The organism is Rhodococcus sp. T9N, from assembly GCF_024436645.1.
GTDB lineage: Bacteria > Actinomycetota > Actinomycetes > Mycobacteriales > Mycobacteriaceae > Rhodococcus_F > Rhodococcus_F qingshengii.
Genome location: NZ_JAMSKS010000015.1, coordinates 22,320 through 37,595, shown reverse-complemented (window position 1 = coordinate 37,595; position 15,276 = coordinate 22,320). Strand labels below are relative to the sequence as shown.

Below are 15,276 nucleotides of genomic sequence, written 5' to 3'. Positions count from 1 at the left end.
CCTTTGACGACTCATCGTTCGACTCCGCTTCACAATTTCTCCGACTAACTTCCGCGTCACATGCGAATCCCACTTACCGGAAGGCAAGTGGGACTTGCGGTATGACTGCGCTGCACCAATGATGCCAGGCGCGCTCGTTACCAACGGTCATGAAAGGCCACGCCGTCAGTAACGTTCAAGTATCAATCGCTCCGAACCGTCCGTTTTGTTACCGCTTTCAGCGGATTTCCTCCGATCGGACTACAGCGGTGACGCCTCCACCTGGCGATTTGCTCCCGAACCGGCGATTCGGCTAATGTTCTGTCTCGCAAGAGCGAGCGCCTATAGCTCAGTTGGTAGAGCAAGTGACTCTTAATCACTGGGTCCGGGGTTCGAGTCCCTGTGGGCGCACTTGCAAAGGTCCCCACCTTCTTCGGAAGGTGGGGATTTTTCTTTGTGTCGTGGTGGACAGGTTGTGGTGAATAGACTTCACAGTTATCGGAACCACGGCCTGGAGGATTGATGACCGAGCGCGAAACCACACCGGGCAGCGAGCTGGCATTTGCCGGGGTTGCGGGTCAGGCCGCTCTGATCCGGTCCGGAGAATTATCGGCCCGCGAGCTCACCGAGAACACACTTCGCCGTATCGAACGCCTCGATTCGACGCTCAATGCTTTTGTGCGGGTTCTCGCAGACGAAGCGCTCGACGAAGCGACACGTCTCGATCAGCGCCAGGCCGACGGCCACAGCCTGGGCCCACTGCACGGAGTCCCGATCGCGATCAAAGACGAGAACGACGTCGCCGGAACGCCGACGACGTACGGCGGTGCGGCAGCAACTCGCATCGCATCGGCCGATTCAGAGGTCGTCCGGCGGTTGCGCGAGGCCGGCGCGGTGATCGTCGGCAAGACGACGATGCCCGAGTTCGGCATCTGGCCCTTCACGGAGACTGCTGCAAACGGCTACACCAGAAACCCTTGGGACACCGGCGTATCCACGGGCGGATCGAGCGGAGGATCTGCGTCGGCCGTCGCGTCGGGCATGGTCGCAGCGGCAATCGGCGGCGACGGCGGCGGTTCCATCCGACTGCCTTCGGCGTTCTGCGGGTTGTTCGGACTCAAACCGCAGCGCGGTCGGGTGAGCACCGCGCCGAACCGCAACCTCTGGCGCGGACTCGGCACGCTAGGCCCTCTCACTCGTTCCGTCGAGGACAGCGCGCTCGTGTACGACGCGATCACCGGTACCACCGGGACCGACGACTACACAGCCGAAACGCTCCGCACCAGCTTTGCCGAGTCAGCCGCGTCGGCGCCCGGGCCGCTTCGCATTGCAGTGTCCACCCGGAGTCCGGTCCGGGGCGTCCGCCCGTCCCCGGAGGTCGTTGCCGCGGTGCATTCGATCGCAGAGATGTTGAGCGCGTTGGGACATCACGTCGAAGAACACGACCCCGAGTACCCGGACGCAACTGCAGCATTTCTCCCGCAGGTACTCGGCGGCGTCCGCGACGAAGCACTGCGCGTCGATCATCCGGCGCTCCTCGAAAAGCGCACGCGCGCACTCGCGTCCATCGGCCGGATAGCCGCTCCCGCGCGCGTCGGGAAATTCGCTTACCGCAAAGGTGAGCGAATCGCAGCGACGGTCAACCAGGTCTTCGACACCTTCGACCTGGTCCTGATGCCGACCACGCCCGCGCTGCCACGCCCGATCGGACAACTCGAAGGAACCGGCCTTCTGTCAGCAGTCCGCAAGGCGTTGCCGATCGCCGCCTACTGTTCGATCTGGAATGTCTGCGGCAACCCGGCGGCCGCTGTGCCCGCCGGGTTCTCCGAACGCGGACTCCCCCTGAGCGTCCAACTGGTCGGGCGCAGCGGTGGTGAACCGACGATTCTCGCCGTCGCACAGCAGTTGGAAAGCACCGTCCGCTGGCCGGATTCGCACCCTCCACACTCGTGACTTCCGGAAGCGATGTAACCATCGTCACCACGATGAACACGCGTTTTGCAAACTCCTGAGCCTGTCGGCTAATGTTCTGTCTCGCAAGAGCGAGCGCCTATAGCTCAGTTGGTAGAGCAAGTGACTCTTAATCACTGGGTCCGGGGTTCGAGTCCCTGTGGGCGCACTTGCAAGAAGGCCCCCACCTCACCAGGTGGGGGCCTTCTTCATGTTCTGTCTTCGACAACTCGGGTCAGCGAATGATCTTCCGGACCACGAGTATTCCCACCACTGAACCGACTGCGATCAGCGCGTACTTCACTGCCGGCTCGTTGAGCTTGGCGAACACCGTCTTCTTGGTGTTCTCGACCAGCCGCTTCGGGTTGGTGCGGACCGTCAGTTCGTCGAGTGTGCTCGCGAGCTGGTTACGCGCCTTCTCGATCTCGCGTTCGATGCTCTCGGTGTCCCTGGGCACGTGTCCTCCAACTTGTCTGTGTTCTGCTGCTCTGTGTGCGGGTCTGCTGTGCGGACGCAGCGCGCCGACACTTCGCTCTACCGTAGAGGAGCAGAATGCCCTCGCGCCCACCTGCCGCGCAATTTCTCGACTAACCTCGATTCCCGTGACCGAGAACAGTAGATTGTCCGCCGGCGACGTCGCGCCGGATTTCACGCTCCCAGACGCCGATGGCAACGAGGTTTCCCTTCACGATTACCGCGGCCGCAAGGTCATCGTGTACTTCTACCCGGCGGCCAGCACCCCGGGGTGCACTAAGCAGGCCTGCGACTTCCGTGACAGCCTCGCCGAGCTGAACGGCGCCGGCCTCGAAGTCATCGGAATCTCGCCGGACAAGCCCGCAAAACTCGCGAAGTTCCGCGATACCGAAGAGTTGACCTTCCCGCTGCTCTCCGATCCCGAGAAGGCGACGCTCGAAGCCTGGGGCGCGTTCGGTGAGAAGAAGATGTACGGCAAGACCGTCCAGGGCGTCATCCGCTCGACGTTCCTCGTCGACGAGGAAGGCAAGATCGAGGTGGCCCAGTACAACGTCCGGGCCACCGGCCACGTCGCCAAGCTACGACGCGATCTGTCGGTCTAACTCCCGTACCGGCTCAAGAACAGAGCCTCCGCGAAAGCAAGATTCTCGATCTCCGACGGGTCGACGCTTTCGTCGGGCGCATGAATGCGGCATTGCGGTTCCTCGACGCCGATCAACGCGATCTCCGCGTCGGGGAACTGCTCGGCCAGTGCACTGCACAGCGGTATCGATCCCCCTTGGCCGGCAAATCCGACTTCGCGGCCGTAGGCATCGGTGAGCGCGGACTTCAGCTGCGCGAAACCTGCACCCTCCGTCGAGGACGAGAACGGCGATCCCGTCGATTCCGGAACGACCTCGATGTGGACGCCCCACGGCGCCGCCGCGCGGAGGTGGTCCGTCAACAACTTCTGTGCCTGCGCCGGATCCGTGCCAGGCGGGACACGAAGATTCAGGCGTGCCGACGCGCGGGGCGTGATCGCCGCCGCCGAACCCACGACCGGCGGGCAGTCGATACCCAGGATGGTCAGCGCCGGACGAGCCCACACCTGCTCCGCGACCGAACCGGAACCAGTCAGCTGCACCCCTTCGAGCACCCCGGCGTCGGAGCGGAACTGATCGCCGTCATAACTGACACCCGCCCATTCCTGGTCGTTCGTCAAGCCTTCGACAGTGGTGTTTCCGGCGCTGTCGTGCAGCGTCGAGAGTATGTGCACCAGCGCGGTGATCGCATCGGGCGCCGGTCCACCGAAGACACCGGAGTGAATCTCACCCTCGAGCGTCGACACGTGGACCACAACGTTCGCGATCCCGCGCAATGACGTCGTGATCGTCGGCTCCCCGACTTCGGTGTTGCCGGTATCGGCGATCAGGATCATGTCGGCTGCAAAAAGTTCGGGCCGCTCTCGCACCAGATCCTCGAGACCGCCAGTGCCCATCTCCTCGGATCCTTCGGCGACGAGCGTCAGGTGGACGCTCGGATCCACACCGGCTGCGGCGAGCGCTCGCAGAGCTGTCAGATGCATGACGACGTTGCCCTTGCAGTCGGAAGCGCCCCGTCCGTACCACCGTCCGTCGCGCTCGGTGAGCGTGAAAGGCGGGGAGCCCCAGAGCTCTTCGTTTCCGGGCGGCTGAACGTCGTAGTGGCAGTACAGCAGAACGGTCGGAGCACCGCCCGGGCCTGGTCGACGCCCGACAACCGCGGCCGAACCGTCGGAGGTCTCGATCGCCTCGATATCGGCGAAACCCTGAGCCCGGAATGCCTCCAGGACCCAATGCGCAGCGGCCGCGCATTCTTCCGGCGGGTACTGCCGTGCATCGGCGACGGACTTCATCGCCACAAGTGCACTCAGATCCTCACGGGCACGCGGCATGAGTTCACCTACCGCGGTTCGCAGTTCTTCCGTCATCGTCTCCCTCTCCTCGGCATCGAATCTCGGTGTGCCCGAAGAATCTCAGTCTGCCCGAATCGGACGTAGGCAGGCGCCAGGATCGCCGTTGCGCCACACCGCGCAGCAACCTCTTCGGCTACTGGACAGTTGGTCACCTAGTATCGAGGTGTGGCAACAGCATCGGGACTCGTGTGCGCGCACCTGCGCGGTGCGTTTCGACCGATCACGACCGCCGAAGTAGGTGGCCGATGACACCGGATAATGCACAAGTCCCAAATTCGACAGAAAACACCGATAGCCTGGAAGACGTGCAGCCCACGACTCGTCACCGCGCGCGGCGACGAGTCGACCCAGCACTGGAGAATCCCCAGAGCCTCGAAGAACCGCAGGAACTGCTGCCGCGCAAGCGTCCGACGCAAGAGCGCAGCCAGCGTAAATTCGACGCACTCCTGGCTGCGTCACGGGAACTCCTCACCGATGTCGGTTTCGAATCGTTCACCTGTGAAGAAGTCGCGGCACGTGCTGACGTCCCGATTGGGACGCTTTACCAGTTCTTCGCGAACAAGTACGTCATCGTGTGCGAATTGAACCGCCAGGACCTCGTCGGGGTCCAGCACGAGCTTGCTCAGTTCGGCGGCGAAGTACCCTCGCTCGACTGGTTGCGGTTCCTGAACAGTTTCGTCGATCACATGGCCGGGCTGTGGACGTCTGATCCGTCGCGCCGCGAGGTCTGGCTGGCGATGCAGTCGACGCCGTCCACGCGGGCAACCGGAGTCATTCACGAAAAGCAGTTCGCCGAGACCGTAGCGAAAATGCTCGGCCCGTTGACGCCTCGTACGCGGCGAGATCGTCGCCTGATGATGGCGGAAGTTCTTGTCCACGTGGTGTATTCGATGCTCAATTTCTCGGTTCAGGACGGTCAGTCGCATGCCGACGCCGTCGCCGAACTGAAAAGGTTGATGATCGCGTATCTCCTCGTCGCCGAGAAGGAATCCCGCACGAAGGACTAGTCGAACGACAAAGAGCCGGTCTCCCCTTGGGAGACCGGCTCTTTCGTGTGCGGCAGTGCTACTCCGGGTCGGATTCGATGACCGCGAAAGCGCCCGCCATGTCCCCGTCGTGGGTGAGCGAGATATGAATCTTCACTCCGGTCAGGTGTTTGGCCACGTCACCGCGAAGCCGGATGCCGGGGCGCCCCCAGGCGTCCGAGACGACCTCGATCTGATTGTGGATCATTTCCCCCAGCACCGGTGGGCCGGCGAAGAGAGCAGTTGACCATGCCTTGATCACTGCTTCCTTCGCAGCCCACCGGGCGGCGAAATGTCGTGCCGGTTCGGAGCTCCGGGTAGCGGCGTCTCGACGCTCGCCCGGTGTGAAGTTGTCGAGCATTGCCGTTCCCGACCTGTTCAATTGCTCGGCGAACTCCGACACCGTCACGAGGTCGAAGCCGATACCCAGAACTCCCATACCGTGACTACTACTTGCAGCCGGGCAGATTCGAGCGGTACACCTGGTCTGCGCCGAGTCGTGCGTCCTCGCTCAGCAGCATGTCCGCTTCGAGCTGACGCGACGCCTTGGCCGGCGTTCCGTCGGCACCGAGGCGACGATCCGCCGGGCGCTCGTAGAGGCTGTCGCCACCGCACATCGCCTTCGCGAGGCGACGCTGACCGTCGATCGTCCGCTGCTGGGCCGCAGCAACATAGGCGTCACGCTTGTCGGCCGGAACCGACTCGACGAATGCCTGCGGGTGCACGACTGCGATCAGTCCGGAGACGTGACCGAAGCCGAGGCTGGTCAGCAGGCCCGCGCGCAGCGGAAGATGCTCACCGAACTTGAGCGGCTGACGTGCCCACACGAGGTGCTCGAATTCGGCCATCTTGTCGTCGACGCAGTCGAGGCTGCGGTTCGGCGGGACGATGCCCTGGCTCAGTACCTGGCAGAGCCCGATCAGCTGGAAGGCTGCGGCACCACCCTTGGCGTGACCGGTCAGGCTCTTCTGCGAGACCACGAACATCGGCGCGCCTTCACTGCGTCCCAATGCCCCGGCGAGGCGCTCGTGCAGCTCTGCCTCGTTGGGATCATTGGCGGCAGTGGAGGTGTCGTGCTTGGAGATCACGGCGATGTCGTCGGCGCTCACGCCGAGTGCGTTGAGCGAGAGTGCGAGCTGCGAATCCGCTCCCCCACGTCCGGCGCCCAGTGCTCCGAGTCCCGGTGCCGGGATCGAGGTGTGGACACCGTCGGCGAACGATCCGGCCCAGGCGACCACACCGAGGACGGGAAGACCCATCTCGAGTGCCAGGTCACCGCGAGCGAGGAGAATCGTTCCGCCACCGGCCGACTCGACGAATCCGCCGCGGCGACGATCGTTGGCCCGCGAGAAGCGGCGATCCTCGATGCCCTTGGCATGCATGTCCTCGGTCTTGGCAGTGGCCGACATGTCGCCGAAGCCGATGATGCCTTCCGTGCTCAGATCGTCGAACCCGCCGGCAACAACCAACTGCGCCTTGCCGAGTCGGATCTTGTCGACGCCTTCTTCGACGGATACCGCTGCCGTGGCGCAGGCGGCGACGGGGTGAACCATCGCACCGTAACCGCCGACGTACGACTGAACGACGTGCGCTGCAATGACGTTCGGCAGCGCTTCCTGCAGGATGTCGTTCGGACGGTTCTCGCCGAGCAGCGTGTCGATGTACAGGCTCCTCATGGAGGTCATGCCGCCCATGCCGGTGCCCTGCGTGTTGGCGACCAGGCTCGGGTGTACCCAGCGGAGCAGTTCGCTCGGAGTGAAGCCGCCGGTGAGGAAGGCGTCCACCGTTGCGACGATGTTCCAGAGGCCGACGCGGTCGACCGAATCTGCCATGTCGGCGGGGATGCCCCACTTGGTGACGTCGAAGTTGGTCGGAATCTGACCGCCCACACTACGAGTCAGCTTCATCTTGCGCGGGACGCGGATCTCGGTGCCTGCGCGGCGGGTGACCGTCCAGTCTCCGGACTCGGCGGAAACCGTCGCCGTCGTGTTCTCCGGATCGGATTCGACGAAGGCCTGAGCCTCTGCCTCACTGCCGACCACGAAGCTCAGATCCTTGTCCAGGAACACGGAGGTGAGCAGCGGAGCGGTGTTGTCGATCATCGCGCCCTCGTCGACGTAACGACGGATGCCGCAACGCTCGACGACTGCGTCGTGGTACTTGTCGGCGATTTCCGCCTCGGGTACCAGGTCACCGGATTCGACGTCGTACCAGCCCGGCTTGGGGTCGTTCTCCCAGACGATGAGTCCGGTGTTCCACGCCAATTCGAGAACGCCTGCGGCAGAGAGCTGCTCGTCGACCTCCATCTCGAAGCGGGTACGCGAGGAACCGTAGGGTCCGAGCTCTCCGGCACCCACGATGACCACGAGGTCCGCGGGGGTGACGTCCAGTTCGGGCCAGCTCGGAGCCTTGACCGAGTCGTCGATGCGAGCCGGCGCGGGCAGCGCCAGGATGCTGGACTCGTCCACTGCTTCGTCGACAGCTTCGGCGATCTCGGCAACCTCGGCAGCTTCCTTGGCCAAAGCACCCAGATCCAGGTTGGCCTCGGACAGTCCGCCGGTCAGGTCGACCTCGAGCGGGGCCTCTGCTGCAGCGCGCCGCGACTCACGGGTTGCCGTCTTCAGCAGTTGGGTCGCCATCTCCTGGGTGGACCAGGTGCGGACGCCCGCAGCTTCGACTGCGTCGACGATCGGATCGTTGTGACCCATGAGTCCGGTTCCGCGAACCCAACCGATGACCGCATGTGCCAACGTGACCCGCTCGGCCCAGTTGCGCTCGGCCTTCCAGCGGTTGACCACGGCGATCAGCGAAGCCTTGGCCTCACCGTAAGCACCGTCGCCGCCGAACGTTCCGCGGTTCGGCGAACCGGGCAGCACCACGTGCAGGTGCGTGTCGACATCGCTGTCGTAACCGATCTTCGACAGACCGCCGATGAGGCGCTCCACCGACCAGAGCAGCACGCGCATTTCCATTTCGGCGCGAGCGCCGGCGTCGGAGAGTTCGCCGCCGACACGCGGAGCTGCGAACGGGAAGAGCATCGTCGGCGTCATAGCCGGCTTGATGAGCTTCTTGGCGCCGCCTGCGTTCTCGGTGGCCTCGTTGCCGATCCAGTCGATCAGTGCGTCGACGTCGGTGTACGACGCCATGTTCGCGGGAACCACCCAGAGGGCGGCACCGGCGCGAGCGTTCTCGCGGTACAGGTCGCGGTAGAAGCCGAGACGCTGACCGTCGAGTCGCGAGGTGGTCACGAATACCGTTGCGCCACCGGCAAGGAGCTTGCCCGTGACCGCTGCCGCGATGGAACCCTTGCTGGCGCCCGTCACTACTGCGACCTCGCCTGCCCACTCGGGTGCGTCGGATTCTGCCGCAGCAGCCGCATCAGCGATGCGGGTGTAGACCTCGGCGAGTGCGGTGCGGCCTTCGTCGGTTGCACGGGTGGCCCACCACTTCGCCTGTGCGGCGACGGTGGAGCCGGCACCGATGAAGTTCTCGACCGACAGCGCGGTGTCACCGAGCCAAATGCGAGCGAGATCCTCACGCGCACTTGCCCAGCGGTCGTCGAGCAGAACGGCCTTCTGCGCGTCGAATGCCGGAGCAACCAGACGCGGCCAGTCGGAGCCGAGTTCAGCCGAGACCAGGTCGACCAGTTCGGTGTCCTCGACCGTCGCGACTGCCGTTTCTTCGTTCAGTCCGAGCTGCTCGAGTACCAGGCGTGCGGCCGAGGCCAGAACGCCGTTGCGACCGGTGATGTTCTCGGTGAACTCACCCAGAGCGGCTGCGTCGACGGTTCCGCCGCTTCCGCCGCCGGTAGCCGGCAACGAGACGCTGACTCCGCGAGCAGACCCGACCGAGGCAACTGCGCTGTCGATGACTGCGTCCACTGCTGCAGCGTCGGCCAGTGCGCCGGAGCTCAGGCCACCGAGGTCGCCGCCGCGGATGCTGGCGCCGTCACGGGTACCGAGAGCCACTGCTGCGGTGACGTGGTGTGCCCAGCCGTCGCCCAGTTCCCAGACCTTCTTGACGCGGTCGGCGATGTAGCCGGGACGCTTGCCCGAGGGGCCGAAGACCTTACGCAGGTGATCGTTGATCGAATCGGAGAGCACCGGTCCGAACGGCTTGTACGTACGGGCGAGCTTGTCGACGGTTGCCCCCAGGGAGCCCATGTCGGCGTCTGCGGCCCCGTCGATGGCACCGAGGGAGAGCTCGGAGCCGAGGTCGACCAGAAGCTGGTTGCGACGCGAGGAAACGCCGTCGCACAGTGCCTCGATCGTGTCCGCGGGGCCGACCTGATCGGGACGGAGCTTGGTCCACAGGCTGATCAGGACCTTCGTGGCGTCGGGCGCCTTGAAGGTGAGGTCGTCCGGACGCGGTCCACCCGAAGGTGCAGCCGGCGCGGCAGCGGCAACCGGAGCAGCAGCCGCGGCGGCCGGTGCAGCCTGCGCGGCAGGCGCTTCGATCTCGTCGTCGTCATCGACAGCGGGGTCGACGTCGGTGCCGTAGACGATCGCAGCTTCGCGCTCGACGTTGAGAACCTCGACCGGGTAGCCGAAGCGGCCCGGCAGCTTGAGGGTCTGCGACGCGAGGTTTGCAACGGTCGGGGCAGCGCCGAGACCGATCTCGACGAAGCGTTCGACCCCGAGTCCACCTTCGGACTCGTCACCGAAGAGCAGGTCCTGCGTCTCGATCCAACGGACCGGGCTGGCGAACTGCCAAGCCAGCAGCTCGATCAGGATGATGCGGGACAACTCGTGAGTGCGCGTTGCGTAGCTGTCGAAGTCTGCGAGGACTTCCTGCAGCGGCTCGGACGGCACCAGGTCGGCGATTTCCTGAACGAAGTCACGACGCAGCGAGAACGGCTTCGGAACCAGGTTCGGGATGTAGCGGCCGATCAGGATGTCCGGATCGATGTCGTGCGGGAGCAAGTCCTGCAGGCACACGCGGAAGTCCGCCACGCCACCGCGAAGGACGGTGGAGTGGAACGGCACGTCGATGCCGGGAACCTGGATGTATGCCCGCTTGCCACCGAATTCTGCTCGGCGACGATCGATTTCGACTTCGAGTGCGTCGAGACCGGCTACCGAACCGGCAATGGCGTACTGGCTGCCGCGCAGGTTCAGGTTGACGATTTCGAGGAACTCACCGGAGGTCTCGGCGACACCGGCGACGAAGCCCTGCACGTCGTCGTCGGAAACACCGATCTGCGACGGGCGAATAGCGGCCATGCGGTAGTCGGAGCGTCCGGCTTCGTCACGGGGAACGAGCTGGTGCATGGCGGAGCCACGCTGGAAGACGACCTCGAGAAGTGCTTCGAGCGGGAAAACCTCGGCGACAGCAGCGAGTGCGTTGTACTCACCGACCGAGTGACCGGCCAGAAGGGAATCCTCGATGAAGGTTCCGGATTCGCGCAGCTCGGCAACCTGGGCAACACCGAGAACGGCCATGGCCACCTGGGTGAACTGAGTCAGGTGCAGGACACCGTCGGGATGCCTGTGCTCGACACCACGGGCCTTGACGGTCACCGGGTTGTCGCGCACGACAGCGAGAATCGAGAATCCGAGTGCCTTACGAGTGTGCTTGTCCGCGCGCTCCCAGACGTCGCGGGCGGCCTTGGAGCGTGCGCGAGCGTCGAGGCCCATGCCCGGGCGCTGAATGCCCTGGCCGGGGAAGGCGTAGACGGTCTTCGGCGCGGCGGTGCGGCCGGTGGCGACCATGACCAGTTCACCGTCGATGCGGCAGCCGACCTCGACGATTTCCGCGCCCTGGTCGATACCGACACGATCGACACGGACGTCGATCTCGGCGCCGGGTCGAACCATCCCGAGGAAGCGAGCGGTCCAGGCGGTCAGGCGGCGCGGCGGGACGCGGGTCTCGGCCGGGTCGACTGCGGTGACTACCTGCTGCGCTGCGGCGGAGAGCCACATGCCGTGCACGATCGGGGTTCCGAGGCCGGCCAGCAGAGCGGCGTTGTCGGAGGTGTGAATCGGGTTGTGGTCACCGGAAACCTGAGCGAACGCGCCCATGCTGACCGGCGCGAGGATCTTCGCGTCACGGCGACGACGCCGCGAGGTGTCGACAGCCGCATCGCTGATCGATCCACCGGCGCGAGCCGGGTCGGCGAGTTCGCCTGCACCGGTGCGTCCGCGGATCGCGAAACGCTCGGTCATGGTGACGACTGCGGGGGCGTCGAGGCCCTCGCCGAGCATGGCACCGACCTCGACCTTGACCTCGACGACACGACCGAGGTCGGTGTCGAGAACCGAGGCGACCTCGGCATTGACCACGAGAATGCTTGTCTCGGAGGGAAGTTCACCGACGAAGTCGACGGTGTGGTCGAGGTGGACCAGGTCGAGCATGCCTTCGATAACGGAAAGACTGTCGAGCTTGGCTGCGCCGAGGACTGCGAACACTGCAGGCCAGCATGCTCCGACGACGACGTCCGGAACAGCCTTGCCGCTGACACTGAGCGTGGTGGGCAGACCCGAACCGGTGACACCGGCGTGATCGGCGATGCGATCGGGAACCCACGCGACGTTGAGGCGAGCCTTGCCGTTCTTGACTGTCGGAAGTTCCTGTCCGGCAGCAACTGCCAGGAGCGCGGACATCGCACCTTCGGCATCGGCTTCGGTGACAACCGGAGCGCCGCCGTCGACGACGGACTCGGGGATCGTGATCGTGATGTCGACGGACTTGCCTGCCACCAACGGAACCGAAAGCAGCACGTGCGAGGAATCGACGACGGTCAGACTGGAACCGGTGGTGCCGTGAACTGCCTTGTCGGCAGACTCTGCACTCCACTCGTCGAGGTCGCCGAGACGACGGACGGGGTTCTGGGTCAGGCGGCCGGCCCACTGGAGGTCAGGAGCCGAGAGAACGGCGTCGAGAAGTCCGGGTGCGGAATCCTGGTGGCGACGGCTCGCGAGTGCCACCGGAGTGGTTCCGGAAGCAACCAATTCGTCGTAGGTCGCCTTCTCGAAGCGATCGAGCAGGTCACCGACCGGCTCGTCGACACGGGTGATGCCGGCGACGGCAACGGTGCCGGGGATGACGCAAACCTGATCGGCGGTGTAGCGGGGGTCGTGTGCCTGCCACAGGGAGTCGCTGCGCCACCAACGACGCACGTCACCGTCGACGACGGGAACGAAGTTGACCGGCTTGCCCGGCGTCTTGCACAACGAGATGAAGAACGAGACGTCTGCGGGATGCAGAACGGTGGTCGAGTAGTCCGGGTACGACGCCTGCAGTGCGCAGATCGCAGCCTCGGGGCGCTCGAGGGTCTCGGCGTCAGCGAACAGCGTGGGGATCGGGCCGCGGTCGACCGGGTGCAGACGCGCCTCGGTGCGCTGGAGCATCTCGCCGAAGCGAGCACGCCAGGTGATGTCGAGCCACGGGCTCGACGTCGCCTCGACGATGGCGTCCTGAAGATCGGCGCCGCAGTCGAATTCCTTCGCCGCGTCGATGCCGACGGTCAGCTCGAGGTAGCGGCGCAGCCACTGTGCGTACGTCATGGTCTCGACGTCGCCGAAGTACGGCTTGGCGGTGACGTCGAGGGCGGCGATGATCTCGTCGCGGCGCTCGGCCACTGCCTCGGAATCGCCGGCAACCTCGTCGAGGAGGCGCCCGGTACGCGAAGCCGCGTTGTCGATCTCGTGGATGTCGGCACCGAGCTGGCTACGGCCGGAGGCCATTCCGCCTTCAGCGGTACCTGCACCGACCCAGTCCGGCGTACCGGGTGTGTCGACGAGGAGCTGCTTGACCTCGGGAGAGGTGGTGGCCTCGAGAGTCGCCATGGCTGCGGTGCCGACCAGGATGCCGTCGACGGGCATGGCCGGGAAACCGGCTGCGGCAGACCAGCGACCGGTCAGGTAATCGGCTGCGCGCTCGGGTGTTCCGATGCCGCCACCGACGCAGATGACCAGGTTCGGGCGTGTACGCAGCTCGGCGTACGTGTCGAGGAGCAGGTCGTCGAGGTCTTCCCACGAGTGGTGTCCGCCGGCGCGGCCGCCTTCGATGTGGACGATGACCGGGAAGTTCGGAACCTCGTTGGCGATGCGGATCACGGAGCGGATCTGCGCCACGGTGCCGGGCTTGAATGCAATGTTGGTGATGCCGATCTCGGACAACTCGTCGATGAGAGCAACAGCCTCTTCGAGTTCCGGGATACCGGCGGTGACGATGACGCCGTCGATGGGAGCACCGGCGGTACGGGCACGCTGCACGAGGCGCTTGCCACCGAGTTGCAGCTTCCACAGGTACGGGTCGAGGAACAGGGAGTTGAACTGGACCGCGCGGCCCGGCTCGAGCAGCATCTTCAGCTCTGCGACACGGTCTTCGAAGATTTCTTCGGTGACCTGCCCGCCACCGGCAAGCTCGGCCCAGTGACCGGCATTGGCTGCCGCGGCAACGATCTTGGCGTCGACCGTCGTCGGCGTCATACCTGCTAGCAGGATGGGTGAACGACCGGTCAGCTTCGTGAACGCGGTCTCGACGCCGATACGGCCGCCGGGAAGCGCAACGGGCTTCGGCGCGAACTCGGACCACGAACGTGAGACCTCAGGTGCTGCACCGGGGGTGAGCAGATTGCGGTGTCCGCCGCGGGTGGCGGCCGCGATGATGCCGATGCCCTGCCCACGCAGCGAAGAGGACGTCATTCGGGTCAGCTGATCGCTGGGTCCGAGATCGAGAATCCACTTGGCGCCGGCGGAGATTGCGCCGTCGACAGCCTCGACCCAGTCGACCGGATCGACGAGGACACCCTGCGCAAGTTCGCGCGCACGGTCCGCGTCGAGACCGCAACGGGTCGCCCAGCTGCCGACGAGTTCGACGGCCTCGGTCAATGCGGGGTGATGGAAGCCGATTTCGGTGTCGAGCGGATCGAAGGACGGCGCGAAGACGGAACCGCCACGCTTCTTACCCTCACGCTCGCGGGCTTCCTCGGCTTCGATCTGCTCGCAACGCTCTTGCACGCGTGCCAGCTGAGCGGGCGGCCCGGCGAGAACGACGCGGCGACGGCCGTTGCGGATAGCGAGGACAGCCGCGCGCTCAGGCGCCACACCCTCGGCAAGCTCGGCGACGATGGCCGCGAGACGCTCGGGATCGACGCCCGAGACCGCAACCATCGGCTTCGCGGAGGCGCCGGCGATGACGCCGCGGCGACGGCCGACCAAGCTGGCAGCAGCACCGACGAGCTGTGCGACGGCGAGGAGTTCACCGTCGTCATTGCCCTGCGCGGCTACGGCAGCCGTGGCCAGAAGGCCCTGCGAGTGGCCGATGACGGCAGCCGGCGGGTTACCGGCTACATCCAGACCCTGAGCGGAGAGTGCACGCAACGCCGCAAGCTGCGTGAGGAAGACGCCGGGGAGTGACACCGGAGCTGCGGTGAGCGCGGCAGCGGAAGGCCCGGCCGACTTCTCACCTTCTTCTTCGTCGACGATCTCGGCTTCGAGCATCCACGCGATCGGATCGAATCCGACCGGGCGAACCACGAGGAGATCCTGCGCGACGGGCGCGAGGCGTGCTGCTGCGTCATTGACCAGATCGGTCAGAACGGGCTCCAGTCCGTTGTCACGGCTGAGCTCCTCGAGCGAGGTGAGCCAGGGAGCGCCCTGTCCACCGAAAGCGATTGCGTAGGAAACGCCGTTGTTCAGCGAATCGACGAGGGCACCTTTGCTGGTCGTGCGGGACTGTCCCCCATCGACGCCGAAACGGCGTCCACCCTTCGAGTCGCGTCCGTTTCCTGTAGGTGTCGTGTCATCGATCGTCACGCGTACGTCCTCTCCTGGTCACCTCTGCGGCGAGGTGGGATTTGCGGTGTGCTGCCCGGCTGAAGTGCTCGCGAATTCGTCGAGAGAATCGACGGAGTCAGGGCGTTCGTGCAAGACAAGGTTTACACAGAATCATGAGGATTTCCTCACGTTT

Annotated in this window: 7 protein-coding genes and 2 tRNA genes; 5 read left to right on the top strand and 4 right to left on the bottom strand. The window is 65.2% G+C overall.

Annotated elements, in window-relative coordinates; all coding sequences use genetic code 11:
* Positions 1–317: 317 nt before the first annotated feature.
* The 3 genes from M1L53_RS22580 (at position 318) to M1L53_RS22570 (ending at position 2,098) form a co-directional block, all read left to right on the top strand.
* A tRNA-Lys gene (locus tag M1L53_RS22580) sits at positions 318–390 on the top strand.
* A gap of 111 nt (positions 391–501) precedes the next feature.
* The gene (locus tag M1L53_RS22575) at positions 502–1,932 is read left to right on the top strand and encodes an amidase (RefSeq protein WP_042925780.1); all 1,431 of its coding nucleotides are present in this window, start codon (positions 502–504) and stop codon (positions 1,930–1,932) included.
* Between the two features lie 93 nt (positions 1,933–2,025).
* Positions 2,026–2,098 (top strand) — tRNA-Lys (locus M1L53_RS22570).
* A 66-nt stretch (positions 2,099–2,164) separates the two neighbouring features.
* Here the strand turns inward: M1L53_RS22570 and M1L53_RS22565 are convergent.
* Positions 2,165–2,386: a DUF3618 domain-containing protein gene (locus M1L53_RS22565; protein WP_054187167.1), complete on the bottom strand. Its 222-nt coding sequence runs from the start codon at positions 2,384–2,386 to the stop codon at positions 2,165–2,167.
* A 145-nt stretch (positions 2,387–2,531) separates the two neighbouring features.
* Here M1L53_RS22565 and bcp point away from each other — a divergent pair, with 145 nt between their 5' ends.
* The gene (gene bcp, locus M1L53_RS22560; protein ID WP_007733290.1) at positions 2,532–3,005 is read left to right on the top strand and encodes a thioredoxin-dependent thiol peroxidase; all 474 of its coding nucleotides are present in this window, start codon (positions 2,532–2,534) and stop codon (positions 3,003–3,005) included.
* Here the strand turns inward: bcp and M1L53_RS22555 are convergent.
* Entirely contained in the window at positions 3,002–4,351 is a 1,350-nt protein-coding gene (locus M1L53_RS22555) for a dipeptidase (RefSeq protein WP_007733289.1), read from the bottom strand. The two genes, bcp and M1L53_RS22555, sit on opposite strands and share 4 nt — an antisense overlap.
* Before the next feature lie 290 nt (positions 4,352–4,641).
* Between M1L53_RS22555 and M1L53_RS22550 the strand changes: the two genes are divergently transcribed.
* The gene (locus M1L53_RS22550; protein ID WP_003945379.1) at positions 4,642–5,343 is read left to right on the top strand and encodes a TetR family transcriptional regulator; all 702 of its coding nucleotides are present in this window, start codon (positions 4,642–4,644) and stop codon (positions 5,341–5,343) included.
* 58 nt (positions 5,344–5,401) lie between these two features.
* Here M1L53_RS22550 and M1L53_RS22545 read toward each other — a convergent pair whose 3' ends face one another.
* A complete protein-coding gene (locus M1L53_RS22545; RefSeq protein ID WP_054187168.1) occupies positions 5,402–5,800 on the bottom strand; it encodes a holo-ACP synthase in 399 nt (132 codons plus the stop codon).
* Positions 5,801–5,810: 10 nt separating this feature from the next.
* A complete protein-coding gene (locus M1L53_RS22540) occupies positions 5,811–15,122 on the bottom strand; it encodes a type I polyketide synthase (RefSeq protein WP_054187169.1) in 9,312 nt (3,103 codons plus the stop codon).
* Positions 15,123–15,276: the final 154 nt, after the last annotated feature.

Bases quoted from the DNA above. Each gene is read 5' to 3' on its own strand.
- M1L53_RS22575 (WP_042925780.1), top strand. From the start codon at position 502: ATGACCGAGCGCGAAACCACACCGGGCAGCGAGCTGGCATTTGCCGGG.
- M1L53_RS22555 (WP_007733289.1), bottom strand. From the start codon at position 4,351: ATGACGGAAGAACTGCGAACCGCGGTAGGTGAACTCATGCCGCGTGCC.
- M1L53_RS22545 (WP_054187168.1), bottom strand. From the start codon at position 5,800: ATGGGAGTTCTGGGTATCGGCTTCGACCTCGTGACGGTGTCGGAGTTC.